The following is a 23,679-nucleotide window of genomic DNA, read 5'->3' as shown; positions in this document are numbered from 1 at the left end:
CACACCTTGACCGAACCGCCGGGAACGACCTACATTTTGCCCCGTTTCCCCTGTCAGGGACGATCCCGCCCCGAACGCCGGGCCGGGTCCGCCGCATGGCCCGCGGCGACCGCCCTGAACCGATGCAAGAGGTCCCATGAGCAGCACCGTTAAGGTCACCGACGCCAGCTTCGAGCAGGATGTCCTCAAGGCCCCCGGGCCCGTCCTGGTCGATTTCTGGGCGGAGTGGTGTGGTCCCTGCAAGATGATCGCCCCCGCGTTGGACGACCTTGCGGCGGAGTTCGAGGGCAAGCTGACGATCGCCAAGATCAACATCGACGAGAACCCGCAGACGCCGAACAAGTACGGCGTGCGCGGCATCCCGACGCTGATGATCTTCCGCGACGGCAACGTCGCCGCCACCAAGATCGGCGCCATGCAGAAGAGCGCCCTGAAGACCTGGATCGAGAGCTCCATCGCCTGATCCGGCGCCTGATCCGCCGCCGCATCGCGGCGCACCGGACCCCGCCGGCCCTCCGGCGGGGTTTTCGTTTGCGCGCCGCCCGCGCGATCCGCACACTCAGGCCATGGCCTACCGTCTGCCGCCCCTCACCACGCTTCGCCTGTTCGAGGCCTCCGGCCGCCACCTCTCCTTCAAGCGCGCCGCGGAGGAGCTGAACCTCACCCCCTCCGCCGTCAGCCATGGCATCCAGACGCTGGAGGACTGGCTGGGCGTGCCGCTGTTCGTGCGCGGCAACCGCACCCTGGCGCTGACCGAGGCGGGAAGCGCCTACCTGCAGCCGGTGGGAGCGGCGCTGGAAGCGCTGGCGCGTGCCACCGACGCGGTGCCCGGCCGCCGCCCCGCCGGCCGGCTGCACGTCAGCTCGGCGCCCAGCTTCGCGCTGTGCTGGCTGATCCCCCGCCTGCCCGCCTTCCAGGAACGCTACCCGGACATCTCGGTGTCGCTGGACACCGCGCACCGTGTCCTCGCCTTCCCGCGCGACGGCGTCGACCTGGGCATCCGCCTCGGCCGCGCGCCGTGGCCGGACCTCGTCTCGGTCAAGCTGCTGGACGAGGTGCTGGTCCCGGTCTGCGCCCCCGCGCTGGCGGCGCGCATCCACAGCGTGGCCGACCTCGCGCGCGTGCCGCTGCTGCACGTCGCCTCCGTCAGCGAGGACTGGGAGGCATGGCTCGCTGCGGCCGGGCACGCCGGAGCATTGGACGTGTCGCGCGGGCTGCGCTTCGACGCCCTGCGCTACGCCGCCGACGCCGCGGCGCAGGGGCTCGGCGTCACCATCGGCCGGCGCCCGACGCTGGACGCGATGATCGCATCCGGCGCGCTGGTCCCCGTGCTCGACCCGGTGCCGGCGCAGACCGCGTGGTGGCTGGTGGAAGCCCCCGAATCGGCCGGCCGCGCCGACATCGCCGCCTTCCGCACGTGGCTGCTGGCGGAGATGGCGAAAGCCGCCGAATGAATCCCACTCACCCGAAGCGCAGGGCTTCGCGTTTGCCGGATGCCGCGGCGCGGGCGAAGCTGATGGGCATGGACCATCCATTCCGATCCCGAAAGGAACGGTCATGCACATCACCTTACCTCGCCTCCACTGGCCTTTCCCGACGCGCGCCGCAGCCTTCCTCCGCCGCTGGTGGCGGTGGCGGGTCGAGCGCTGGGAGCTGCTCGCCATGAGCGAGCGCGAGTTGCGCGACATCGGCCTGACGCGCACCGACGCCCGCGCCCTTGCCAGCCGGTCGCTCTGGCGGCGGTAAGGTCAGCGAGTCCGCCCGGGTCGCGGCCGGGCGGCCTCCACCTGCGTCGCCATCCGCTCGATGATGTGTTCCGCCGCCTTGTGGCGAGCCTGCTGCGCCGCCGTCATTTCCTCGCGGCGGTGCGCGGCCGCCGCGTCTTCCAGTGCCGCGCGCGCCTCCTCTGCATTCACCACCCCCTTCTCGACCAGCAACAGAAGCACCGACTCACAGATCGACAGCGCGGCCAGCCCCGCCGCATCGTCGTTCGCTGACATGTCTGCCCCGTCCTCCAGCACCACCCCAACGCGCGTATAAACACCCGCCGCGCCTCCCTATCCCGTCCGCCCCGAGAAAAATTGCAGACCATTAACCTATGTTATGGCCCCCGGCCGAAGAAGATTTAAACGTTCGCCAGCGCCCAGCCGAGGCGCCGCTACGCTTCTTCTGGCGTGGCGACGACGGAATACTGAAGGCCGGGAAACAACGATGGTTCGCGCACCGGCAGGAAAGGCGCCGGGAAGTCCCCTCTGGCTGAAGCTCAGCAGTTACGTCACGCTGACCCGCGACGAAACCGCGTTCCTTTTGGCCCTGGAGCGCAGCGTCGCGCGCCAGCCCGCCCGCGCCGACCTGCTGCGCCAGGGCGACCGCTACGGCGAGGCCAGCGTGCTGCGCGACGGCTGGGCAATCCGCCACAAGGCGTTGCCGGATGGGCGGCGGCAGGTGGTCAACTTCGTGCTGCCCGGTGACATCATCGGCATTTATTCGAACCTGTTCGAATGCACGGACCATTCCGTCACCACGCTGACTCCGGTCGAGGTCGCCAGCTTCCCACCCGAGCGCATCGTCGAGCTGTTCCGCAACTTCCCCCGTCTCGCCGCTGCGCTGGCGTGGTCCGGCGCGCGGGAGGAGGCGATGGTGGCCGAGCGGCTGCTCAGCCTCGGCCGCCGCACCGCGCTGGAGCGCGTCGCCCACCTGATCGTCGAGCTGCTGCGGCGCCTCAGCGTGGTCAACATGGCGCAGGACGGCCATTTCACGCTGCCGGTGACGCAGGAGATCATGGCCGACGCGCTGGGCCTCAGCATCGTGCACGTCAACCGCACGCTGCGCCGCCTGCGCGACAGCGGGCTGGTCGAGGTCAGCGGCCAGCGCATCACCGTCCAGGACGTGTCCCGGCTCGCCGTCGTCGGCCAGTTCGACGAGCTGTACCTGCACCTGATCCAGGCGCCCGGCCATCTGGAGCGCGCCTTCTCCGATCACCCGGCGAAGCGCCGGACGATCCGTTCCACCGACCCGACGTAGGACCCGCCGAACAGCCGCACGTGGACCAGCAGCGGGTAGAGGTTGTAGAGGTCGCGCCGCACCTCGAAGAAGCCGGGGCGCAGCGGCCGGATCTCGCCGTAGCGGCGGAAAAACGCCGCGCCGAAGGTGCCGAACAGCGTGGTGAAGGCCAGCTCGATCTCCGGGTCGGCGTGGTGGATGGCTGGATCTATGAAAGCCGCCACGCGCCCGCCGCGCACCAGCACGTTGCCGGTCCACAAATCGCCGTGCACCAGCGCCGGCGGCGCCGGGGTGCCGACCAGCTCCGGCAGGCGGCCGGCCAGCGCCTCGATCCGGCGCATCAGCGCGGAGTCGATGCGGCCTTCCGCCAGCGCCGCGCGCGCCATGGCCAGCAGCCGGCGGTCGCGGAAGAAGGCGATCCAGTCGTCGGACTCCGCGTTGTCCTGCGGCAGCGGCCCGATGGGCGTCGAGCGCGGGAAGCCGTAGCGCGGCGCCGCGATGCCGTGCAGGGCGGCGATTAGCTCCGCCGCGTGCTCCTCGGCCTGCGGCGTGATGGCGTCGCCGCCCTCGACGAAGTCCATCAGCAGCAGCCGGTCATCGCCATGGTGCACGGCCGGCACCGGCAGCCGGCTGTGCGCCGCGAGGTGGCGCAGCATGAAGCCCTCCGGCTCCAGCCCGTGCCCGGCCTTGGCGACCAGCGTACGCCCGTCGGTCAGAGCGACAGTGAACAATTCGGCGTTGTGACCGCCGGCGAGCGGCCGGACGGACGCGACCGCGCTGCCAGTCGCGGATTCGATGAGGAGGTGGAGGTCGGGAGTCACACCCCCGCCCGACGGATGTGCTCCAGCAGCCCCCTGGCCCCCGCCTCGACAAGGTCGAGCACCTCGTGGAAGTGGCTGCCCTCGCCGTAGTAGGGGTCCGGCACCTCGCGCTTCGGCGCGGCGGGCGCGTAGTCCATGAACAGGCGGACCTCCGCCGTGCCGTCCGGAGGCGCCAGGCGGCGCAGCTGGCTCAGGTGCCCCGCGTCCATGGCGAGCACGTAGTCGAAGCGGCGGAAGTCGGCCACCGTGACCTGCCGCGCCCGCAGGTCGGCGATGTCCACGCCACGCGCCTCGGCGGCCTGCTGGCTGCGATGGTCCGGCGGCTCGCCGGTGTGGTAGTCGCTGGTGCCGGCCGAGTCCGTGCCGATCGCGCCCTCCAGCCCGGCCTCGCGCACGAGGCGGCGGAACACCCCCTCGGCCGTGGGCGAGCGGCAGATGTTCCCGGTGCACACGAACAGGACCCTGACCATACGCTCTCCCCCCTTGGCATTCCCGGCGCGTGTGGTCAACTTAGCCGATCCGGACCTTCGACCGCCAGGGTTGCCCATGCCGCTCCACCCTACCGCCCCCATCGTCGTCCTCACCGGGGCCGGCATCTCGCGCGAGTCGGGCCTGCACACCTTCCGCGACGCCGACGGCATCTGGGCGCAGGTCCGGATCGAGGACGTCGCCACGCCCGAGGCCTTCGCCCGCAACCCGCGGCGCGTGCAGGAGTTCTACAACGCGCGCCGCCGCGGCCTGCTGTCCCCGGAGGTCCGCCCCAACCCGGCGCACGCCGCGCTGGCCGAACTGGAGCGGCGCTGGGCCGGCGACGTCCTGGTGGTCACCCAGAACATCGACGACCTGCACGAACGCGCCGGCAGCCGCACCCTCGTGCACATGCACGGCGAGCTGCTGAAGGCGTTCTGCGCCCACTGCCGCTTCACCCTGGAGATCCGCACCGACCTGTCGGCGGAGGACGTCTGCCCGAACTGCGGCCGCAAGGGCGGCCTGCGCCCGGACATCGTCTGGTTCGGCGAGATGCCCTACCACATGGAGCGCATCTACGAGGCGCTGACCGCCTGCGACCTGTTCGTCTCCATCGGCACATCGGGCAACGTCTACCCCGCCGCCGGCTTCGTCGCCGAGGCGGGGGCGGCCGGCGCCCTAACGGTGGAGCTGAACCTGGAACCCTCGGCCGGCGCCACGCTGTTCGACCGGAGCATCCACGGCCCGGCCACCGAGGTGGTGCCGGCCTTCGTCCGCGACCTGCTGGCCGGTTCGGTGTGAGCGGCCTCGACGCCCTGCTGGACCGTGTGCGGGCCTGCACGCAGTGCGCCGCGCACCTGCCGCACGGCGTGCGCCCGGTGCTGCGCGCCAGCCGCACGGCGCGGCTGCTGATCATCGGGCAGGCACCGGGCGCGCGGGTGCACGCCACCGGCATCCCCTGGAACGACCCGTCCGGCGACCGGCTGCGACAGTGGCTGGCGTTGGACCGCGACGCCTTCTACGACGGGAGCCGCATCGCCATCGTGCCGATGGGCTTCTGCTACCCCGGCACCGCGCCCAAGGGCGGCGATTACCCGCCCCGCCCGGAGTGCGCGCCGCGCTGGCACGCCGAGGTGATGGCCGCCCTGCCCGCGGTGGAACTGACGCTGCTGGTCGGCAGCTACGCGCAGGCGCACTACCTCGGCGACCGGCGGAAGCCCACCATGACCGAGACGGTGGCGGCGTGGCGGGAGTACGGGCCGCGGTTCATTCCGCTTCCGCATCCAAGCTGGCGCAACACAGCCTGGATCAAGCGGAATCCGTGGTTCGAGGAGGATCTGGTGCCGGCGCTGCGGGAGCGGGTCCACAACCAGCTCGGCTGACGCCTCACCCCATCCGCCGCAGCAGATAGAACACGTACCCGTAGCTCGCGCCGAACCGCCGGTACAGGTCGATCTCCGCCGCCGCGGCGTCCAGCACCGCCGTCCAGCGCTCGTCGAGCGGGTGGCGCTCCCGGAACTCGGCGATCCGCGCCTCCAGCGGCCGGTAGTACTCGTCCCACCACGCCGAGGCCGGCAGCGTGACCGTCTCCAGCACCCGCCACCCCGCGCGCTCGGCCGCCGCGCGGTTCTCCGCCTCGGTGGCCATCGCCGGGTAGGCCTCGGCCCAGAAGGCGCGGGCGTCGGACGGCGGATTGCCGGTCAGCCAGGTCAGCTCGCTGACCGCCGCCAGCGCCCCCGGCCGCATCAGACGGCGCCAGCGTTCCAGCCCGCGGCCGAAGCCGATCACGTAGATGGCGCCCTCGGCCCACAGCAGGTCGAAGCTCTCCGGCGGATAGGCGACGTCCAGTTCCAGCATGGAGCGCCGCTCGACCTGAAGCCGGCGCCCCAGCCCGGCGTCGTCGATCTTCCGCTGCGTCTCGCCGAGAAAGGGTTCGTGGAGGTCGATCGCGGTCACCCGCGCGCCGGTGTGCCGCCCCAGCAGCAGCGTCGCCCGCCCGGTGCCGCAGCCGACCTCGAGCACCGCCGGTTCGTCCGGCAGCCCGTGCCGGCGCAGCCGGTTCAGCGCGTCGAGCGTCGCGGCGTCGGATCCCGGCGCCTGCCGCGGCAGGCCGTCGTGCAGCTGGAAGAAGCGTTGCTCGTCCATCAGTCGAAATCGCTGCTTTCGATGCGGTCCATGTCGTCGTCGGAGAAGCCGAAATGGTGGCCGATCTCGTGGATCAGCACGTGGCGGACGATGCCGTACAGGTCCTCGCCAGTCTCGCACCAGTAGTCGAGGATCGGCCGGCGGTAGAGGAAGATGGCGTCGATCTCGGTGCGCACGTGCGACACACTCTGCCGCGTCAGGTCGACGCCGCGGTAGAGGCCCAGCAGGTCGAACGGGCTCTCCAGCTCCATCTCCTGCTCGGTCTCCTCGTCGGGGAAGTCCTCGACGCGGATCAGCACGTTCCGGACGTGGCGGCGCAGCGGCTCGGGGATGGTGGCGAGGGCCTCGTCGGCCATGCGCTCCAGATCGGCCAGCGTGGGCGGGGCGGTGAAGGCGTGCGGGCGGTTCGCGGTCATGGTGGCCTGAGCCTAGCGGAGCTTGACCCCCGCGCCAAGCGGCGGTAAGCCGGATCGACATGACGCGTTAGGGGGAGGAAACCCATGTCGGAGAAGCTGGTCGGCGCCAAGCGCCAGGGTGCGCTGCGCGAACTGCACGGCTGGTCGGAAGTGCTGGAGCGCGACGCCATCCGCAAGACCTACCACTTCGCCGATTTCTCCACCGCCTGGGGTTTCATGACCCAGGTGGCGCTGCTGGCCGTCAAGCACGACCACTGCCCGGAATGGTTCAACGACCTGGGCCGCGTCGAGATCATCCTGTACACCCGCGCCACCGACGGCGTGACCGGCAAGGACGTCGAGTTCGCCCACCGCCTGGACGCCATCGCGCCGGCGCACGACCGGTAAGGGCGGCCGCTCAGCGCCCTGTACGTCTCTCTTTCGTCATCCCCGCGAAGGCGGGGATCCAGGAAGAGCCCTGGCAAGGGCGACATGAGTCATCTGGCTCGCGGACGCGAGCGCTGGATCCCCGCCTTCGCGGGGATGACGGAAAGGAATGTGCGCGTAGCGGGCCGACAACCCGCTCAGCCATTCTCCGCCAGCACGGTTCCCGCCAGGTACAGCGAGCCGCAGATCAGCGCGCGGCCTCGCTCGGCCTGCGTGACGGAGGCAAGCGCCGCCGCGGTATCGGCCGCCGGCTCGGCGTCGGCGATGCCCACCGCGCGCGCCGCAGCCGCCGCGGCTTCGGCCGGCAGCGACGCGTCCTCGCCGGGGATAGCGACGGCGCGCAGGCGGCGGACATGCGGCGCCAGCGGGCGCAGGAACTCCGCCGGTTCCTTGCTGGCCAGCATGCCGAACACCAGGTCGAGCGGCCGGCCGTCCTGCGCCGCCCAGGCGGCGGCCTGCACCGCCAGCACCTCGCCGGCGGAATCGTTGTGGCCGCCGTCCAGCCACAGCTCCCAGCCCGGCGGCAGGCGGTCCAGCAGCGGGCCGCGGGTCAGCCGCTGCAGGCGCGCCGGCCAGTTGGCCGTCGCCACCCCGCGCGCCGCCGCCGCATCGTCCACCCGCACCGGCAGATGGTCGAGGCAGGCCAGCGCCAGCCCGGCGTTGAGGATCTGGTGCGCACCGGCCAGCCCCGGCGGCGGCAGGGCGAGACGGCGCGCGGCGCTCTCGAAACGGAAGCCGGTGGGCGACGGCTCGGCCCGCCAGGAAAACACCGGGGCGCCCACTGCGGCGGCGCGGTCGGCCAGCACGCGGGCGACCTCCACGTCCGGCTGCGGCGCGAACACCGCCGGCACACCGGGCTTGAGGATGCCGGCCTTCTCCCCCGCAATGGCGGTCAGGCTGTCGCCGAGGAACTGGCGGTGGTCGTGCGAGACGCGGGTGATCGCGGTGACCGCCGGGCACTCGATCACGTTGGTGGCGTCCAGCCGCCCGCCCAGCCCGGTCTCCAGCAGCACCACGTCGGCCGGGGTGCGGGAAAAGGCCAGGAAGCCGGCGGCGGTGGTCACCTCGAAGAAGGTGATCGGCGCGCCGCGGTTGGCGGCCTCGCACTCCTCCAGCAGGGAGGTCAGGTGGTCATCGGTGATCAGGGTGCCGGCCAGCCGGATGCGCTCGTGGAAGCGCACGAGGTGCGGCGAGGTGTAGACGTGCACGCGCAGCCCCGCCGCCTCCAGCATGGCGCGCAGGAAGGCGACGGTGGAGCCCTTGCCGTTGGTGCCGGCAACGTGCACCACCGGCGGCAACCCCTTGTGCGGGTCGCCCAGCGCGGACAGCAGCCGGTGGATGCGGTCGAGCGACAGGTCAATGACCTTGGGGTGCAGCGCCGTCAGCCGCTGGAGCACGGGGTCGGAGAGGGCCATGGGTCCCTGTGAGCGTCGTGGCGTCGGGCCCCCCTCCTAACCTCCCCCCACTGCGCGGGGGGAGGAACAAAGCCCTCCCCCGTCGAAGATGGGGGAGGGTTGGGTGGGGGCCCAGCGAGAGGACTTACCGCGCCTCTTCCCGCACCGCCTCGGCCTGCGTAGGCGTGTGGTCGGCGGCGTCCGCCTGGACGACGTCGCCGTCCTCCTCGCCGTCGGCGCCCACGGTGTCCAGCTCCAGCGGCGCCTTCACCGCCTTCGGGCGCATCAGCAGGTCGAGCACGCGGATCAGCGTCGTGCGCAGATCCTTGCGGTGCACCACCATGTCCACCATGCCGTGGTCGAGCAGGTACTCGGAGCGCTGGAAGCCCTCCGGCAGCGTCTCGCGGATGGTGCTCTCGATGACGCGGGCGCCGGCGAAGCCGATCTGCGCGCCCTTCTCGGCGATGTGGATGTCGCCCAGCATGGCGAAGGACGCGGTGACGCCGCCGGTGGTCGGGTCGGTCAGCACCACCACGTAGGGCAGGCCGGCCTCCTTGACCATCTCCACCGCGATGGTGGTGCGCGGCATCTGCATCAGCGACAGGATGCCCTCCTGCATGCGCGCCCCGCCCGACGCCGGGACGACCACCAGCGGCGCCCGGCGGGCGACCGCCTGCTTGGCGGCGGCCAGCAGCCCCTCGCCCACCGCGATGCCCATGGAACCGCCCATGAAGCCGAAGTCGAAGGCCGCCACCACGGCCGGCAGACCGCCCATGGTGCCGTGGCCGACGACGATGGCGTCGTTGCGGCCGGTCTTGCCCTGGGCTTCCTTGAGGCGGTCGGTGTAGCGCTTCTGGTCGCGGAACTTCAGCGGATCGACCGGCGTCTTCGGCACCTCGATGGCGTGGTACTCGCCGCCATCGAACAGCATGCCCAGCCGCTTCAGCGGGTCGAGCCGCATGTGGAAGCCGCAGTGCTGGCAGACCAGGAGGTTCTCCTCCAGGTCGCGGTGGAACAGCATGGCCTCGCAGTTCGGGCACTTGTGCCAGAGGTTGTCGGGCACATCCTTGCGGGCGACCAGCGCGCTGAGCTTCGGACGGACGTAGTTGGTGAGCCAGTTCATCGGACCACTCTTCAGGAAATCGTGTTAAGCGCGCGCGCCGCGCACACCCGCGGCCAGTTGCCGGACGAAGCCGAGCACGTCGGGAACCAGCCCCGGCTGCGGCGCTCCGTCCTCGCCGAGGCTCGCCGCCACCCGGCTGACGATGGCGGAGCCGACCACCGCCGCGTCGGCGACGCGGGCGACCGCCGCCGCCTGCTCCGGCGACTTGATGCCGAAGCCGACGGCCACCGGCAGGTCGGTGTGGCGCTTCAGCCGCGCCACCGCCTCGGCCACCGCGGTGTCGCTGGCGGACGCGGCACCGGTGATGCCGGCCACCGAGACGTAGTAGACGAAGCCCGAGGTGTTCTTCAGCACCGCCGGCAGCCGCGCGTCGTCGCTGGTCGGCGTGGCGAGGCGGACGAAGTTCACCCCCGCCTTCAGCGCTGGGAGGCACAGCTCCTCGTCCTCTTCCGGCGGCAGGTCGACGACGATCAGGCCGTCCACGCCCGCCGCCTTGGCGTCGGTCAGGAAACGCTCCACGCCATAGCTGTAGATGGGGTTGTAATAGCCCATCAGGATCACCGGCGTGTCCTGGTCTTTGGCGCGGAAATCCGCCACCAGCTCCAGCACCCGCCTGGTCTTCGCCCCGGCCTTCAGCGCGCGCAGGCCGGCGGCCTGGATCGCCGGGCCGTCGGCCATGGGATCGGTGAAGGGCATGCCCAGCTCGATCAGGTCGGCGCCGGCCCCGGGCAGGCCCTCCAGCACGGCGCGGCAGGTCTCGTGGTCGGGGTCGCCGGCGGTGATGAAGGTGACGAGGCCGGCGCGGCCCTCGGCCTTCAGCGCGGCGAAGCGCCGTGCGATGCGTCCGGTCTCGCTCACAGCTTCACTCCGAGTTGATTGGCGACGGTGAAGATGTCCTTGTCGCCGCGGCCGGACAGGCACATCACCATCAGATGATCCTTGGGCAGCGTCGGCGCGCGCTTGACCACCTCGGCCAGCGCGTGCGCCGATTCCAGCGCCGGGATGATGCCCTCGGTGCGGGCGCAGAGCTGGAAGGCGTCGAGCGCCTCCTGGTCGGTGGCGCTGGCGTACTCGACGCGGCCGATGTCGTTGAGCCAGGCGTGCTCCGGCCCGATGCCCGGGTAGTCGAGGCCGGCGGAGATCGAGTGGCCTTCGAGGATCTGCCCGTCCTCGTCCTGCAGCAGGTAGGTGCGGTTGCCGTGCAGCACGCCCGGCCGGCCGCCGGCGATGGAGGCGGCGTGGTCGTCCGGCCCCTTGTCGAGGCCGCGCCCGGCCGCCTCGACGCCGACGATCTTGACGCTCTGGTCGTCCAGGAACGGGTGGAACAGCCCCATGGCGTTGGAACCGCCACCGACGCAGGCGACCAGCGAATCGGGCAGGCGGCCTTCCAGCTCCTGCATCTGCCAGCGCACCTCGTCGCCGATCACCGACTGGAAATCGCGGACCATCGTCGGGTACGGATGCGGGCCGGCGACCGTGCCGATCAAATAATAGGTGTCGGCGACGTTGGTCACCCAGTCGCGCAGCGCCTCGTTCATCGCGTCCTTCAGCGTCCGCGCGCCGGAGGTGACCGAGACCACCTCCGCGCCCAGCAGCTTCATGCGGAAGACGTTCGGCTGCTGCCGGGCGATGTCCACCTCGCCCATGTAGATGACGCAGGGCATGTCGAACAGCGCGCACACCGTCGCCGTCGCCACGCCGTGCTGGCCGGCGCCGGTCTCGGCGATGATGCGGGTCTTGCCCATGCGCCGGGCCAGCAGGATCTGCCCGATGCAGTTGTTGATCTTGTGCGCGCCGGTGTGGTTCAGCTCCTCGCGCTTGAAGTACACCTTGGCGCCGCCGAGCCGTTCGGTCAGCCGCTCCGCAAAGTACAGCGGGTTCGGGCGGCCGACGTACTGCTTCAGCCGCTCCTTCATCTCCGCCTGGAAGTCCGGGTCGGCCTTCGCGGCGTTGTAGGCCTTCTCGACCTCCAGGATGAGCGGCATCAGCGTCTCGGCGACGAAGCGGCCGCCGTAGATGCCGAAATGGCCGTGCTCGTCCGGCCCGGCGCGGAAGGTGTTGGGAATGGTCATCGCGGGATCGGGGACTCGAGTGCTGGGACGGGCGGTCTCACCCGGGAAGGCGCCACCATAGCGGCGCGCGCCCGACTTTTGAAGGGCGATGGGACCGGAATCGCGTCGGGAAGGCGCTATCCCCCCAGCGGCGGCGCGTACAGCAGCCCGCCCCTGGTCCACAGCGCGTTCGGCCCGCGCTCGATGTTGAGGCGCGAGCCGGCGCCCAGGTGGCGCTCGTACAGCTCGCCGTAGTTGCCGACCTGCGCGATGGCGCGGCGCGCCCACAGGTCGTCGAGGCCGAATCCCTCGCCGAGCCCCGGCGTCAGGCCCAGCAGCCGGCGCGCCTCCGGATCCGCCCCCTCGCCCAGCGCCGGGAAGGCGGCCCGGGTGGCGGTGATCCCCTTCTCCTCGGCCAGCACCAGCGCGTGCAGCACCCAGGCGACCAGCCGCTCCCACACGCGGTCACCGGCCTTGACGGTTGGGCTGACCGGCTCCTTCGAGATCACCTCGGGGAAGACCACGTAGTCGGCGGGGTTCGGGGCGTTCTGCAGGCGCTGGGCGAACAGGCTGATCCGGTCGTTGGTGAGCAGGTCGCAATGATGGTTGAAGAAGGCGCTGAGCGCCCCCTCCGTCGTGCTGACCGTGCGCACCGTCAGCTTGGCGCCGGTGGCGGCGATCCATCCCGCCAGGTTCTGGTGCGTCGTGGTCTCCTCGATGACGCAGACGCTGGCCGCGCCGACCTCCGCCAGCCGGCCCGCGCCCAGCGAGCGGTGCGCCATGAAGCCCTGGCCGTCGAACATGTAGACCGCCGGGAAGGCGATCCCCTGGGTGGCGAGACGGTGCAGCGTCACCGTCGAGCCGTCGGCCACCAGATCGACCTTGCCGTCGCGCAGCGCCTGAAAACGGCTGGCGGTGCTGGTCTCCAGAAAGTCCACGTTGTCGGCGCTGCCGGTCACGGCCGCCGCCACGGCGCGGCAGAAATCCACGAAGAAGCCCTGCCAGCGCCCCTGCGTGTCGAGCATGGCCAACCCGGCGCCGCTGGTCGTCACCCCACAGCGCACGAGGCCGGCGGCGCGCACCCGCTCTACCGTGCCCCCGTCCGGGCCGGCGACCGCCGGGCCGGCCAGCAGCCCGGCGCACGCCGCCAGGACGACGAGGATCTTCCGCATGCCGCGCTCCGCCTTCAGGGACGGCCCAGCATCCTCCCGGCAATCCGCGCCGGTCAAGCGCGCCGCAGGCGGCGCCGGGCGTGGCGAATTGCGCCCTTCCGCGGCGTCATGGTAGGTTTTCCATATGCTGTTCCCCCGGCTCGGCGTCGCCTTCCGCATCCTCGCTGGTCTCACCGTGATCGGCGGCCTCACCGCCGCCACCAGCGTCGTCGCCGTGTCGCTGTTCTCGCAGTTCCACGAAGGCTTCGCGCAGGTCGCCACGGCCAAGGTGCCGGGACTGGTCAGCGCCTCGCAGCTGGCGCAGCAGAGCGGCACCATCGCCGCGAACGCTCCCGCCCTGGTCGCAGTGCAGAGCCAGTCGGTGCGAGAGGCGGTGATGGCGCGCATCGGCGACCAGATCGACCTGCTGGAAGACCTGATGAACCGCCTGCGCGGCCGCAGCGGTGGCGACGCCGATCTGGCCGAGCTGGAGCGCCGCAAGACCGAGCTGCTGGAGAACCTGCGAACCCTCAACGCCCAGGTCGAGCGCCAGCTCGCCGTGACCGCCGAGACCGGCGCGCTGGTCGGCCGCGTGCTGGAACTGGACCAGCGCATCCGCCGCGTCGCGCAGGGGCTGGCGGAAGGCGACACCATCGCCCGCTTTCTCCCCGACGCCGCGTCGGCCGCCGAGGCGGAGGCGGTGCGCCAGTTGGAGCGCGACGTGCAGCGCTGGGCCGACCACGCCGGCCACGCCATGACGCTGATGCTGGCCAGCACCCGCGCCGACCACGAGGCGAAGGTCGAGCGCCTGCGCCAGGACTACCTGACGGCGCTGGACGAGGCGGCGGTGCCGCTGTCCCGCCTGCCGCCGGCCCCGAGGACGGCGCTGGAACCGCTGCACCGCGAGCTGACCTCGCTGGGCCTGGGCGAGCGCAACCTGTTCGCCGGCCGGCTGACCGAGATCACCCTGCAGCGCGCGGTCAAGGGCGCGGTCACCCGCAACCAGAACGTGTCGGACCGACTGGTCGCCTCGGTGTCCGACTATTTCCTCGGCATCGAGCAGGACATCGCCGCCCGCTCCGCCGAATTCGAGCGGGTGATCCGCGAGGGCGAGCGGGCGATCGTCGGCATGGCGCTGGTCTCCATCCTCGGCGCGCTGGCGATCTTCCTGTACATCCACCGCAACGTGGTGCGGCGGCTGCGCCTGCTGCAGGCCGCCATGACCGCGCACGAGGCCGGTCAGCCGGTGGCGATCCCCACGCGCGGCGCCGACGAGATCGGCGACATGGCGCGCGCGTTCCAGTTCTTCGTCGCCACCATCAAGGCGCGCGAGCGCGACCTGCTGGACAGCGAACGCCGCCTGCGCGCCATCCTGGAGCAGAGCCCGGTCGGCGTCTCCATCGGCCGCGCCGACGGCACGGTGGCCTTCGCCAACGCCCGCGCCGCCGAGCTGGCCGGCGTGCCGTTGGCCCGCTTCGTCGGCCGCCGGCACGCGCTCGCCCCCCGGATGCAGCCGTCCGTGACCGGCCGCGCCCTGCTGCCGTCGGGCGAGGCCGGGGTGATGGCGCGCGACGTCGAACTGGCGGTGGACCGCCCCGACGGCAGCCGGGTGTGGGCCCTGCAAACCCTCCAGCGCACCGAGTTCGAGGGCCAGCCCGCCGTGCTGGCCTGGAGCTACGACATCACCGAGCGCAAGCAGGCCGAGGAGGCGCTGCGCCACGCCAAGGACGCCGCCGAGGTCGCCGCGCGCTCGAAGTCCGAGTTCCTGGCGACCATGAGCCACGAGATCCGCACGCCGATGAACGGCGTGCTGGGCATGCTGGAGCTGATCGCGCTGACGCCGCTCACCGGCGAGCAGCAGGCACTGCTGACCACCGTGCGCGACAGCGCCACGGCGCTTCTGCGCATCATCGACGACATCCTCGACCTGTCGAAGATCGAGGCCGGCAAGCTCGACCTGGAGGAACTCGACCTCTCGCCGGTCGAGTTGGTGGAGGGCGTCGCCGACCTGCTGGCCCCGCAGGCGCACCACCGGCAGTTGGCGCTGGTCTGCCAGATCGACCTCTCCGTGCCGCCCGCGGTGCGCGGCGACCCCGGCCGGTTGCGGCAGATCCTGTTCAACCTCGCCGGCAACGCCATCAAGTTCACCGAGGTCGGCCGCGTCGTCCTGCGCACCACCGTCGCCGGTACCCCGGCGCCGGGCATGGTCACCCTGCGCTTCGAGGTGGAGGACACCGGCATCGGCATCAGCGAGGAGGGGCAGGCCCGCCTGTTCCAGCCCTTCAGCCAGGCCGACAGCTCGACCACCCGCCGCTTCGGCGGCACCGGGCTGGGGCTGGCGATCTGCACGCGCCTCATCGAGATGATGGGCGGCGCCATCGGCGTCGCCTCGGCGCCGGGCCACGGCTCGACCTTCTGGTTCACCGTCGACCTGCCGCTGGGCGACGCCGACCGGGCCGCGGACGCGCCGGACCTCGCCGACCTCACCATCGTCGTCGCCGAGGGCGAGCCGGCGCAGCGCACGGCGCTGGTGCGCTATCTCCAGGGCAAGCATGCCGCCGTCGCCGACGCCGCCAGCGCCGACGAGACGGTGGAGCTGACCGAGCTGGCGGCGCCCGACGTGCTGGTGCTGGCCAGCCGCCTGCCCGACGCCACGGCGGCGGAGGTGCTGGAGCGCCTCGCCGCGCTGGGCGCGCCGCCGCCGCCGACGCTGCTGCTGACCGACGGTCGGGAGGCGGGGGAGGCGCTGCCGCTGCCCGACGGCGTGCCGCAGGACACGCTGGCGCGCCCGTTGCACCGGGACCCGCTGTTCCGCAAGATCGCCGTGCTGGCCGGCCGCGCCGCCCCGCCGCTGCCCGCCCGTCCCGACGCCGCGGCGGACGGCGGCGTTCCGCAGCCCGGCGCCCGGCGCGAACCGCACGCCGAGGAGGCCACGGTGCTGGTCGCCGAAGACCACCCGACCAACCAGCAGGTGATCCTGCGCCAGCTGCGTCAACTGGGCTTCGCCGCGGACATCGCCGCCGACGGCATCGAGGCGCTGGCGGCGCTGCGCGCCAAGCGCTACCGCCTGCTGATCACCGACTGCCACATGCCGCGCATGGACGGCTATGAGCTGTCGCGCCAGATCCGCGCCGGCGAGCAGGAGGCCGGCACCGGCCGCCGCCTGCCGATCATCGCCATGACCGCCAACGCGCTGGCCGGCGAGATGGAGCGCTGCACCGCTGCCGGCATGGACGACTACATCGCCAAGCCGGTGACGCTGCGGCAGCTGGCGGACGCGCTGAACCGCTGGAGCGGCGCCACCGCCGCCCCCCTGCCGCCGGAGGAGCCACCGGCCCCCGCCGCCGCGCTGCCGGTGCTCGACCTCGACCACGTCCGCACCATGTTCGGCGCCCTGGACGACGAGGCGGTCACGATGCTGGAGTATTTCGTCGAGACCACCACCCCGCTGCTGGACGAGGCCGCGGCGGCGTTGGCGCGCGACGACTTCGAGGCGCTGCGCCACGCCGCGCACGCCGCGGCCGGGGCGGCGCGCACCGCCGGCGCCAAGGTGCTCGCCCAGGCCTGCTCCGCGCTGGAGATGGCGGCGGCACGCGGCGACCGCAGCGGCGCGGAAGCGGGCCGCGCCGCCATGGCGGCCACCTTCCCGGCGGTGGCCGACGCGATCCGGGAGTTGCGGGAGGAGGTGCCGGCGTAGCCGTCACCCCGTCCGCCCCAACCCCATCAGCAGCGCCGCGCGGATGGTGTGGGCCAGCACCTCCTTGGGCGAGCCGGGGAAGCGGTGCTCCTCCACCCGCGGCTCCTCGCCGCGCTTGGCGACCGCGACGTACACCAAGCCCTGCGGCTTGCCGCAATCCGGCCCCGGCCCGCCGACGCCGGTCACCGCCAGCGCCACCGTGGCGTGCCCGGCCCGCTCCAGCGCCCCCAGCGCCATGCGCCGCGCCACCTCGGGATGGTACGGCGTCTGCTCCTCGATCAGGCCGGTTGGCACGCCCAGCGCGTCGGTCTTCATGGCCGAGCGGTAGGTGACGAACGACCCGGCGAACACCTCGGAGCTGCGCGGCACGGAGGCAAGGCAGACGCCGATCAGCCCGGCCGTGCAGGACTCCGCCGTCACCACCCGGTCGCCGGACTCGGCCGACGCCTCAACCAGCCGCTTGGCCAGATGCTCCAGGTCGGAGGGCAGCTTGAACAGCGCCTCGTCGGCGCGCAGCACCGCCGGCCGGAACAGCCGCGCGTCCAGCGCGTCGAGCGGCCCGAAGCGGTCCTTCACGGGGTGGTCGAGCCGGATCGGGTTCACCCGCTTGAACCACGTCCGGCCCAGCCGGCCGAGCGTGCTGCGGAACACCCGCTCCGCCCGCTCGTCGCCGCCAAGCTCCAAAAGCCCTGCCAGATCATCCTTGCCGGCGCCCGGATGGCGGAACGCCGCCTCCATGACGGCGAACACCATGACGTCCCATTCCAGGTAGCTGGACCCGATCTGCGCCTCGTCGCCGGCGCCGATGCCCAGCCCGTCGGTCGGCGTGGCGCGCCACGTCCGCTCCGGCACGCCGTACGCCCGCGCCATCCACGGCACCTCCCACGACTTCACCAGCGACTGCACCGGGGCGAGGTCGCCGACGTCGCCGTGCAGGGTCCAGAATCCCGCACCCAGCTCGGAAAAGTTGTCGGTGCTCGCCACCAGCCCGCCGAAACGGTGCGCCTGGTCGTACAGGGTGACCATGCGCAGCCGCGCCCGCACGTTGCCGCGGCGGACGCGCAGCGCCTCGTCGTCCGCGCCGGCCAGCCGGGGGTCGAGGCTGCCCAGCTCCTCCACCGTGGCGCGGTACTGCCGGGACAGGTCGAGGTGCAGGTGCTCGATCCCCAGCGCCTGACATGCCTCGACGCCGCGCTCGGTCTCCACCGGGTCCTGCTCGATCGGCAGGGTGAAGCCGATCACCCGCCAGCCGGCGCGCTTCAACAGCGCCGCCGTCAGCGCGCTGTCCACCCCGCCGGACATGCCGAGCACCGCCGTTCCGGCCCCGGTCTGCGTGCGGTAGTCCTCCAGGTCCTTGACCAGCTGGCGGCCGACGCGCTCCAGCTCCTCTTCCGGCAGGAACAGCCCGCGGTCGATCTGCTCGTCGAAGCGCCGAGAGAACCACGGCGACAGGGGAGCGATCCGGCTCTGCCGGCTGAGGTCGAGAATGCGGTCGCGTAGCGTCATCGGCGCGTCCTTCTTCCGATAGGATCCCGCTGCGGGAAACGCCCGACCGGCCGATCCGTCTCGCGGACTACGACCTTGGTGCAAAGGAGGGGCGCCGCTTGCCCCGCCCGGTGTCCGGCTTGCCCGGCCGCCGGGGCTGGGCTAGTTTGTGCGCCGTGAGCGTGTTTACCAAAACCTACGCGCCAGCCCTGGCCGCCCTCGGGCTGGCCGTGGGCATCGGGCTGACGGGGCAGGCCGAGTCGCCGACCGCCTGGGGCGTGCTGTGCGCGCTGTGCGTCGGCGCGGTGGGCGCGCTCGGCTGGTGTCTGCAGTCCGAGCGCCGCCGGGCCGACCGTGCGGCAGCCGAGATCGCCCGGCTGGAAGCCCTGCTCGCCGCGGCGCCGCAGCCCTGGTTCGGCTGGGACGGCACCGGCGGCCACCGCGCCGCGCCGGAGTTCGTCTCGCTGCTGCACGGCGCGACGCCGGAATCGGGAGAGGACATCGCCGCGCTCCTTGCCCCCGCCGACGCCGGGACCTTCGCCGACGCCCTCCAAAGGCTGCGCGCGGACGGACGTCCCTTTCGCCTGGACGTCACCGCCACCGACGGCCGCCGCCTGCGGCTGACCGGCCGGCGCGGCCACGCCGCCGACGGCGGCGCGCTGCACGACGTGCTGTGGCTGGAGGACGTCAGCGACGCCTGCCAGTCCGCCGAGCAGGCCAAGACCGACCGCGCCGCGGCGGAAACCGCGGCGGCCGAGTTGCGCACCGCGCTCGACGCGCTGCCGCTGCCGGTCTGGCTGCGCCGCGCCGACCTGGGATTGGCCTGGTGCAACGGCGCCTACGCCCGCGCCGTGGACGCCGACCCCGACCGCGCCGTCGCCGAGGGGCGCGAGCTGGCCCCCGGCGGCGCCGTGCGCGAGCTGGCAAGCCGGGCGCGGACCGGCGGCTTCGCCCAGTCGGAGAAGCTTCCGGTGGTGGTCGGCACCCAGCGCCGCCTGCTGGAGGTGACCGAGGCCCCGCTGCCCGGCCCCGGCGGCGGCACGCTGATGCTCGGCTATGCGCTGGACGTGACGCCGCTGGAGGATCTGCGCACCGAGCTGGACCGCCACCTTGCCGCCCACGCCGAGGTGCTGGAGCGCCTGGGCTCCGCCATCGCGGTGTTCGGCCCGGACCAGCGGCTGAAGTTCTTCAACCAGGCCTACGTCCGCCTGTGGGACATGGACGAGGCGTTCCTGCGCAGCGAGCCGACGCACGGCGAGCTGATGGAGGAGCTGCGCTCCCGCCGCAAGCTGCCGGAATACGCCGACTTCCAGAGCTACAAGCGCGAGCGGCTGACCCGCTACACGCGCCTGATGGAGGCCACGGAGGAGTTGATGCACCTCCCCGACGGCACCACCCTGCGCTCCCTGGCCGCACCCCACCCGCTGGGCGGCATCATCACCATCATGGAGGACGTCACCAACACGCTGGCGCTGGAGTCCTCCTACAACACGCTGATCGCCGTCCAGCAGGAGACGCTGGACAACCTTGCCGAAGGCATCGCGGTGTTCGGCGGCGACGGCCGGCTGAAGCTGTCCAATCCCGCCTTCGCCCGCATCTGGGAGCTGCGCGACGAGGACCTGCAGGGCGAGCCGCACATCACCGAGGTGTTCGACCGCATGCACCCGTTCTTCGCCGACGGCGGCGACTGGGACGGGCTGAAGGACGAGATGGTCGGCTCGACGCTGGAGCGCTCGGTGCGTTCCGGCCGGCTGGAGCGCACCGACGGCTCGGTGATCGAGTTCTCGACGGTCCCGCTGCCGGACGGAGCGGTGCTCAACAGCTACCTCGACGTCACCGACAGCGCCCGGCTGGAGCAGGCGCTGCGCGCCTCCAACGCCGCGCTGGAGGCCGCCGACCAGCTGAAGGGCGAGTTCATCGCCAACGTCTCGCACCACCTGCGCACGCCGCTGAACGGCATCATCGGCTTCGCCGAGGTGCTGGCGAACGAGTATTTCGGCACGCTGACGCCGCGCCAGCTGGAGTACGTCAAGGGCATCCTGTCGGGCGGCGAGCGGCTGCTGGCGCTGATCGACGACGTGGTCGACCTGACCAGCATCGGCGCCGGCGTCACCACGCTGGAGCACGATTCCGTGGACGTCGCCGACCTGCTGGACTCGGTGGCCGGCCTGACCCGCGAGTGGGCACGCCGCGAGGGCCTGCGGCTGGAGGTGTCGGCCGATCCGGCGCTGGGCATTCTGGAAGGCGACGAGAAGCGGCTGAAGCAGGCGCTGTTCAACCTGGTGGTGACGGCGATCCGCACGCCGTCGGCGAATGGGCGGATCGTGCTGTCCGGCCGCCGCACCGACGACACGGTGGTGCTGGCCATCGGCGACGGCACCACGGCGCCGGTGGAGGACGCCCGTGTCCCGGCCCGTTTCGACCGCCTGGACCGCGCCGCCCCGGTGCTCGGCCTGACGCTGGTAAGGAACGTCATCGAGATGCACGGCGGCCGGATGGAGGTGGACGACACCCCCGGCCCGGGCCTGCGCGTGCGCTGCGTGCTGCCGGCGAAGCGGCAGAGCGCGGCGGCTTAGATAGGGGAAAGCCCCTCTCCCATGACGGGAGAGGGGCTTCAAAGGAGCGCGAAGACTTACCCCCGCTGGCCGCCCGGCCCGCCCATCATGCCGCCGCCGTGGCGATGCCCGTGCATGCCGCCGCGGCCCGGGCCGCGGTTCAGCATCTCGTCGGCGACCTTCTGCTGCTCCGGCGTCAGCTGGGCGTACATCTCCTTGATGGCCGGCACCATCTGGTGCATCTGCTGCTGGCGCGCGGTCATCATGGTATCCATCCGCTCCAGCCGCTCGATGGCGTTGGCCGGCTGCGGCTTGTCCTTGAGCGTGGCACAGGCCGCCTGCAGCGGCGCCCCGCTGGCGCGGGCCTGGTCGGCGAACTTGGTCCAGGCGCCCTTCTGGGCGTCGGTGATCTTCAGCTTCTTCTCGGCGAAGGCCAGCATGCCGGCAAGGCGCGCCTCCTGGTTGTCGCACATGCGGGTGAAACCTTGGCCGGTGCCCGGGCCGCCGCCCGGACCCATGCCCCCACCCTGCTGGGCGAAGGCCGGGATCGCCACGGCGAGGCTGCCGGCGACCGCGAGCGTGGTGAGCAGAGCGCGTTTCATGGAACTGAACTCCCTGGTTTGGAAGCGGAACGTCTGTCCCGATGACCCCAGACTGCCCCACGACCTTTGCCGCTTGATGTCCGCCGGGGGCCTGTTTGGTAACGCTGTGTAACAGCCGCCGGGCCCGTAACCTTCCGTAACACTTTTCCTCTTAACCGCCGGCCCGCCCCGGCGGACAATGCCGCCCATGGACCGCATGCCCCACCTCCTGGTCGTCGACGACGACCGCGACATCCGCACCCTCGTCGCCCAGTTCCTGACGAAGCACGGCTACCGCGTCACCGCCGTGCGCGACGGGGCGGAGATGATGAAGGCGCTGGAGGCGTCCCGCGTCGATCTCATCGTCCTCGACCTCATGCTGCCGGGCGAGGACGGGCTGAGCCTGTGCCGCCGCCTGCGCGCCACCTCGGCGACGCCGATCATCATGCTGACCGCCATGGGCGAGGAGACCGACCGCATCGTCGGACTGGAGATGGGCGCCGACGACTATCTCGCCAAGCCGTTCAGCCCGCGCGAGCTTCTGGCCCGCATCAAGGCGGTGCTGCGCCGGGCCGGCGCACCGCAGACTGTGGGAGAGGGCGCCACCGCGCTGCGCTTCGAGGGCTGGAGCCTCGACCTCACCAAGCGCGAGCTGCGCTCCGCCGACGGCGTGCTGGTGCAGCTCTCCGCCGGCGAGTACGACCTGCTCGTCGCCTTCGTCGAGCACCCGCAGCGCGTGCTGACCCGCGACCAGCTGCTCGATCTGGCGCGCGGGCGCGCCGCGGTGCCCTTCGACCGCTCCATCGACGTGCAGGTCAGCCGCCTGCGCCGCAAGATCGAGCCCGACCCGGCCGAGCCGACGCTGATCAAGACCGTGCGCGGCGGCGGCTACCTGTTCACCCCCGCGGTCACGACCGGCGGCTGAGGACACCCATGCGCCGCTTCCTGCCCGACAGCATCGCCGCCCGCACGGCGCTGACCATCGTCGTCGCGCTGATCCTGACCCAGTTGGTCAGCGCGCTGCTCTACCTGCTCGACCGGCCGGAGGGACCGCCGGTGCACAGCCCGCGCGTGCTGGTCGAGCGCGTCACCGCCATCGTCCAGCTGGTGGACGCCACGCCCGCCCAGGACCGGCCGCGCGTGGTGCGCGCCATCGACGACCCCGTCCTGCGCGTCACGTGGCAGACGGAGCGCCCCGCCCTGCAGCCCGCCCGCGAGGGCGCACCGCGCAATTTCCTGCAACGCCGCCTGCGCAGCGAGCTGGGCGACCCGAAGCGCGAGGTGCTGCTGGAGGTCCGCCACCGCGGCCCGCCCTCCGGCCCGCCGCTGCCCATGGGGCCACCGGACGAGCCGCGCTGGACGCACGACATGCGCCTCTACGTCGGGCTCACCGACGGCTCCTGGCTGGCCTTCGCCTCGGGCGAGCCGCTGGAGGGGCCGTTCCGCCTGCTGCGCTTCGCGCTGTGGATGGCCGGCATCGTCGGCGTCATCGCGCTGCTGTCGGTCTGGGCGGCGCGCCGGGTGACGGCGCCGCTGGCCCGCTTCGCCGGGGCCGCCGAGCGCCTGGGCGTGGACGGCGAGGCCGAGCCGCTGCCCGAGGCCGGCCCGCGCGAGCTGCGCGCCGCCACCCGCGCCTTCAACCGCATGCAGGAGCGGCTGCGCCGCTTCGTCGCCGACCGCACGCAGATGCTGGCCGCCATCAGCCATGACCTGCGCACCCCGCTGACCCGCCTGCGCCTGCGGGCCGAGCTGGTGGACGACCCGGAGATGCAGCGCAAGATGCTGGCCGACCTGGACGAGATGGAGGCGATGATCACCGCCACCCTCGCCTTCGCCCGCGACGACGCCCAGCGCGAGCCGCGCGGCCCCCTCGACCTCGCCGACCTGCTGCAGAGCCTGTGCGAGGACCGCATCGACGCCGGCCACCAAGCTGGCTACCAGGGGCCGGTGCACAGCGTGGTGGACGCCCGCTCGGTGGCGCTGCGGCGCGCCTTCGCCAACCTGATGGACAACGCCATCGCCTACGGCGGCGGCTGCCGCGTGCGCTTGGCGGAGGAGGAGGGGCAGGTCCGCGTGGAGATCGACGACGACGGCCCCGGCATCCCGGAGGACCAGCGCGAGAAGGTCTTCGCGCCCTTCTACCGGCTCGACCCCTCGCGCAACAAGGACACCGGCGGCGTCGGTCTCGGCCTTTCCACCGCCCGCACCATCGTCCGCGGCCACGGCGGCGACATCACCCTGGCGAACCGGAAGGAAGGCGGCCTGCGGGCGACGGTGACGCTGCCAAGGTAGAAGCCGCATCTGGGCTTCACATATCCGCCATCCCCACCTTCACAAGGACGACGAGAAATTTAGATTATTTA

Annotated in this window: 23 protein-coding genes; 11 read left to right on the top strand and 12 right to left on the bottom strand. The window is 72.3% G+C overall.

Annotated elements, in window-relative coordinates:
• Nucleotides 1-136 precede the first annotated feature (136 nt).
• The 3 genes from trxA to ACRWK7_RS02815 all read left to right on the top strand — a co-directional run bounded on the left by trxA (nucleotide 137) and on the right by ACRWK7_RS02815 (nucleotide 1,746).
• Nucleotides 137-463: a thioredoxin TrxA gene (gene trxA, locus ACRWK7_RS02825; protein WP_431854653.1), complete on the top strand. Its 327-nt coding sequence runs from the start codon at nucleotides 137-139 to the stop codon at nucleotides 461-463.
• A gap of 103 nt (nucleotides 464-566) precedes the next feature.
• Nucleotides 567-1,454: a transcriptional regulator GcvA gene (gene gcvA, locus ACRWK7_RS02820; protein ID WP_431854652.1), complete on the top strand. Its 888-nt coding sequence runs from the start codon at nucleotides 567-569 to the stop codon at nucleotides 1,452-1,454.
• 103 nt (nucleotides 1,455-1,557) lie between these two features.
• Nucleotides 1,558-1,746 (top strand): DUF1127 domain-containing protein, encoded by a 189-nt coding sequence (locus ACRWK7_RS02815; RefSeq protein ID WP_431854651.1) that lies wholly within the window; start codon nucleotides 1,558-1,560, stop codon nucleotides 1,744-1,746.
• A gap of 2 nt (nucleotides 1,747-1,748) precedes the next feature.
• Here ACRWK7_RS02815 and ACRWK7_RS02810 read toward each other — a convergent pair whose 3' ends face one another.
• Nucleotides 1,749-2,000, bottom strand: coding sequence for a hypothetical protein (locus ACRWK7_RS02810; RefSeq protein WP_431854650.1), 252 nt, complete (start codon nucleotides 1,998-2,000; stop codon nucleotides 1,749-1,751).
• A 211-nt stretch (nucleotides 2,001-2,211) separates the two neighbouring features.
• Between ACRWK7_RS02810 and ACRWK7_RS02805 the strand changes: the two genes are divergently transcribed.
• Entirely contained in the window at nucleotides 2,212-3,024 is an 813-nt protein-coding gene (locus ACRWK7_RS02805) for a Crp/Fnr family transcriptional regulator (RefSeq protein ID WP_431854649.1), read from the top strand.
• Here ACRWK7_RS02805 and ACRWK7_RS02800 read toward each other — a convergent pair.
• Together ACRWK7_RS02800 and ACRWK7_RS02795 are read right to left on the bottom strand one after the other, a co-directional pair.
• Entirely contained in the window at nucleotides 2,979-3,824 is an 846-nt protein-coding gene (locus ACRWK7_RS02800) for a fructosamine kinase family protein (RefSeq protein WP_431854648.1), read from the bottom strand. The two genes, ACRWK7_RS02805 and ACRWK7_RS02800, sit on opposite strands and share 46 nt — an antisense overlap.
• Nucleotides 3,821-4,294 (bottom strand): low molecular weight protein-tyrosine-phosphatase, encoded by a 474-nt coding sequence (locus ACRWK7_RS02795; RefSeq protein WP_431854647.1) that lies wholly within the window; start codon nucleotides 4,292-4,294, stop codon nucleotides 3,821-3,823. Before ACRWK7_RS02795 ends, ACRWK7_RS02800 begins: the two co-directional genes overlap by 4 nt.
• Nucleotides 4,295-4,370: 76 nt before the next feature.
• Here ACRWK7_RS02795 and cobB point away from each other — a divergent pair, with 76 nt between their 5' ends.
• Nucleotides 4,371-5,093 carry a Sir2 family NAD+-dependent deacetylase gene (cobB, locus tag ACRWK7_RS02790; RefSeq protein ID WP_431854646.1) on the top strand — a complete coding sequence of 241 codons (723 nt, stop codon included), beginning with the start codon at nucleotides 4,371-4,373 and terminating at the stop codon, nucleotides 5,091-5,093.
• Complete coding sequence (locus tag ACRWK7_RS02785; protein ID WP_431854645.1) at nucleotides 5,090-5,674, top strand: uracil-DNA glycosylase family protein; 585 nt, start codon at nucleotides 5,090-5,092, stop codon at nucleotides 5,672-5,674. Before cobB ends, ACRWK7_RS02785 begins: the two co-directional genes overlap by 4 nt.
• A 4-nt stretch (nucleotides 5,675-5,678) precedes the next feature.
• On the opposite strand, the gene ACRWK7_RS02780 is transcribed toward ACRWK7_RS02785, so the two are convergent.
• Entirely contained in the window at nucleotides 5,679-6,437 is a 759-nt protein-coding gene (locus ACRWK7_RS02780; RefSeq protein ID WP_431854644.1) for an SAM-dependent methyltransferase, read from the bottom strand.
• Nucleotides 6,437-6,853, bottom strand: coding sequence for a metallopeptidase family protein (locus ACRWK7_RS02775; RefSeq protein ID WP_431854643.1), 417 nt, complete (start codon nucleotides 6,851-6,853; stop codon nucleotides 6,437-6,439). The genes ACRWK7_RS02780 and ACRWK7_RS02775 overlap by 1 nt, the downstream gene beginning before the upstream one ends.
• An 84-nt stretch (nucleotides 6,854-6,937) precedes the next feature.
• Here ACRWK7_RS02775 and ACRWK7_RS02770 point away from each other — a divergent pair, with 84 nt between their 5' ends.
• Complete coding sequence (locus ACRWK7_RS02770) at nucleotides 6,938-7,240, top strand: 4a-hydroxytetrahydrobiopterin dehydratase (protein WP_431854642.1); 303 nt, start codon at nucleotides 6,938-6,940, stop codon at nucleotides 7,238-7,240.
• Nucleotides 7,241-7,416: 176 nt separating this feature from the next.
• Here the strand turns inward: ACRWK7_RS02770 and ACRWK7_RS02765 are convergent, their stop codons facing one another.
• From ACRWK7_RS02765 to ACRWK7_RS02745, 5 genes are all read right to left on the bottom strand, one after another.
• Entirely contained in the window at nucleotides 7,417-8,694 is a 1,278-nt protein-coding gene (locus tag ACRWK7_RS02765) for a bifunctional folylpolyglutamate synthase/dihydrofolate synthase (protein WP_431854641.1), read from the bottom strand.
• Between the two features lie 124 nt (nucleotides 8,695-8,818).
• Nucleotides 8,819-9,796 (bottom strand): acetyl-CoA carboxylase, carboxyltransferase subunit beta, encoded by a 978-nt coding sequence (accD, locus tag ACRWK7_RS02760; protein WP_431854640.1) that lies wholly within the window; start codon nucleotides 9,794-9,796, stop codon nucleotides 8,819-8,821.
• A gap of 24 nt (nucleotides 9,797-9,820) precedes the next feature.
• Complete coding sequence (gene trpA / locus ACRWK7_RS02755; RefSeq protein WP_431854639.1) at nucleotides 9,821-10,654, bottom strand: tryptophan synthase subunit alpha; 834 nt, start codon at nucleotides 10,652-10,654, stop codon at nucleotides 9,821-9,823.
• On the bottom strand, nucleotides 10,651-11,868 hold the full coding sequence (gene trpB, locus ACRWK7_RS02750; RefSeq protein WP_431854638.1) for a tryptophan synthase subunit beta: 1,218 nt from the start codon (nucleotides 11,866-11,868) through the stop codon (nucleotides 10,651-10,653). Before trpB ends, trpA begins: the two co-directional genes overlap by 4 nt.
• Nucleotides 11,869-11,984: 116 nt before the next feature.
• Complete coding sequence (locus tag ACRWK7_RS02745; RefSeq protein ID WP_431854637.1) at nucleotides 11,985-13,019, bottom strand: amino acid ABC transporter substrate-binding protein; 1,035 nt, start codon at nucleotides 13,017-13,019, stop codon at nucleotides 11,985-11,987.
• Nucleotides 13,020-13,143: 124 nt separating this feature from the next.
• Between ACRWK7_RS02745 and ACRWK7_RS02740 the strand changes: the two genes are divergently transcribed.
• Nucleotides 13,144-16,695, top strand: a complete 3,552-nt coding sequence (locus ACRWK7_RS02740) for a response regulator (protein ID WP_431854636.1) — start codon at nucleotides 13,144-13,146, stop codon at nucleotides 16,693-16,695.
• 3 nt (nucleotides 16,696-16,698) lie between these two features.
• Here the strand turns inward: ACRWK7_RS02740 and nadE are convergent, their stop codons facing one another.
• Nucleotides 16,699-18,201: an NAD(+) synthase gene (gene nadE / locus ACRWK7_RS02735; RefSeq protein ID WP_431854635.1), complete on the bottom strand. Its 1,503-nt coding sequence runs from the start codon at nucleotides 18,199-18,201 to the stop codon at nucleotides 16,699-16,701.
• Nucleotides 18,202-18,356: 155 nt separating this feature from the next.
• Between nadE and ACRWK7_RS02730 the strand changes: the two genes are divergently transcribed.
• Nucleotides 18,357-20,756: a PAS-domain containing protein gene (locus ACRWK7_RS02730; protein WP_431854634.1), complete on the top strand. Its 2,400-nt coding sequence runs from the start codon at nucleotides 18,357-18,359 to the stop codon at nucleotides 20,754-20,756.
• 56 nt (nucleotides 20,757-20,812) lie between these two features.
• Here the strand turns inward: ACRWK7_RS02730 and ACRWK7_RS02725 are convergent, their stop codons facing one another.
• On the bottom strand, nucleotides 20,813-21,337 hold the full coding sequence (locus tag ACRWK7_RS02725) for a Spy/CpxP family protein refolding chaperone (RefSeq protein WP_431854633.1): 525 nt from the start codon (nucleotides 21,335-21,337) through the stop codon (nucleotides 20,813-20,815).
• A 187-nt stretch (nucleotides 21,338-21,524) separates the two neighbouring features.
• Here ACRWK7_RS02725 and ACRWK7_RS02720 point away from each other — a divergent pair, with 187 nt between their 5' ends.
• A complete protein-coding gene (locus ACRWK7_RS02720; protein WP_431854632.1) occupies nucleotides 21,525-22,241 on the top strand; it encodes a response regulator in 717 nt (238 codons plus the stop codon).
• Between the two features lie 8 nt (nucleotides 22,242-22,249).
• Nucleotides 22,250-23,608 carry an ATP-binding protein gene (locus ACRWK7_RS02715; RefSeq protein WP_431854631.1) on the top strand — a complete coding sequence of 453 codons (1,359 nt, stop codon included), beginning with the start codon at nucleotides 22,250-22,252 and terminating at the stop codon, nucleotides 23,606-23,608.
• Nucleotides 23,609-23,679: the final 71 nt, after the last annotated feature.

Source organism: Azospirillum sp., from assembly GCF_050789165.1.
This window is presented reverse-complemented; position numbering and strand designations above follow the sequence as displayed.

What these genes read in the sequence shown, in the direction of transcription:
- trxA (WP_431854653.1), top strand. Translation starts at nt 137, where the DNA reads ATGAGCAGCACCGTTAAGGTCACCGACGCCAGCTTCGAGCAGGATGTC.
- gcvA (WP_431854652.1), top strand. Translation starts at nt 567, where the DNA reads ATGGCCTACCGTCTGCCGCCCCTCACCACGCTTCGCCTGTTCGAGGCC.
- ACRWK7_RS02815 (WP_431854651.1), top strand. Translation starts at nt 1,558, where the DNA reads ATGCACATCACCTTACCTCGCCTCCACTGGCCTTTCCCGACGCGCGCC.
- ACRWK7_RS02810 (WP_431854650.1), bottom strand. Translation starts at nt 2,000, where the DNA reads ATGTCAGCGAACGACGATGCGGCGGGGCTGGCCGCGCTGTCGATCTGT.
- ACRWK7_RS02805 (WP_431854649.1), top strand. Translation starts at nt 2,212, where the DNA reads ATGGTTCGCGCACCGGCAGGAAAGGCGCCGGGAAGTCCCCTCTGGCTG.
- ACRWK7_RS02795 (WP_431854647.1), bottom strand. Translation starts at nt 4,294, where the DNA reads ATGGTCAGGGTCCTGTTCGTGTGCACCGGGAACATCTGCCGCTCGCCC.
- cobB (WP_431854646.1), top strand. Translation starts at nt 4,371, where the DNA reads ATGCCGCTCCACCCTACCGCCCCCATCGTCGTCCTCACCGGGGCCGGC.
- ACRWK7_RS02780 (WP_431854644.1), bottom strand. Translation starts at nt 6,437, where the DNA reads ATGGACGAGCAACGCTTCTTCCAGCTGCACGACGGCCTGCCGCGGCAG.
- ACRWK7_RS02775 (WP_431854643.1), bottom strand. Translation starts at nt 6,853, where the DNA reads ATGACCGCGAACCGCCCGCACGCCTTCACCGCCCCGCCCACGCTGGCC.
- ACRWK7_RS02770 (WP_431854642.1), top strand. Translation starts at nt 6,938, where the DNA reads ATGTCGGAGAAGCTGGTCGGCGCCAAGCGCCAGGGTGCGCTGCGCGAA.
- ACRWK7_RS02765 (WP_431854641.1), bottom strand. Translation starts at nt 8,694, where the DNA reads ATGGCCCTCTCCGACCCCGTGCTCCAGCGGCTGACGGCGCTGCACCCC.
- accD (WP_431854640.1), bottom strand. Translation starts at nt 9,796, where the DNA reads ATGAACTGGCTCACCAACTACGTCCGTCCGAAGCTCAGCGCGCTGGTC.
- trpB (WP_431854638.1), bottom strand. Translation starts at nt 11,868, where the DNA reads ATGACCATTCCCAACACCTTCCGCGCCGGGCCGGACGAGCACGGCCAT.
- ACRWK7_RS02745 (WP_431854637.1), bottom strand. Translation starts at nt 13,019, where the DNA reads ATGCGGAAGATCCTCGTCGTCCTGGCGGCGTGCGCCGGGCTGCTGGCC.
- ACRWK7_RS02740 (WP_431854636.1), top strand. Translation starts at nt 13,144, where the DNA reads ATGCTGTTCCCCCGGCTCGGCGTCGCCTTCCGCATCCTCGCTGGTCTC.
- nadE (WP_431854635.1), bottom strand. Translation starts at nt 18,201, where the DNA reads ATGACGCTACGCGACCGCATTCTCGACCTCAGCCGGCAGAGCCGGATC.
- ACRWK7_RS02725 (WP_431854633.1), bottom strand. Translation starts at nt 21,337, where the DNA reads ATGAAACGCGCTCTGCTCACCACGCTCGCGGTCGCCGGCAGCCTCGCC.
- ACRWK7_RS02720 (WP_431854632.1), top strand. Translation starts at nt 21,525, where the DNA reads ATGGACCGCATGCCCCACCTCCTGGTCGTCGACGACGACCGCGACATC.
- ACRWK7_RS02715 (WP_431854631.1), top strand. Translation starts at nt 22,250, where the DNA reads ATGCGCCGCTTCCTGCCCGACAGCATCGCCGCCCGCACGGCGCTGACC.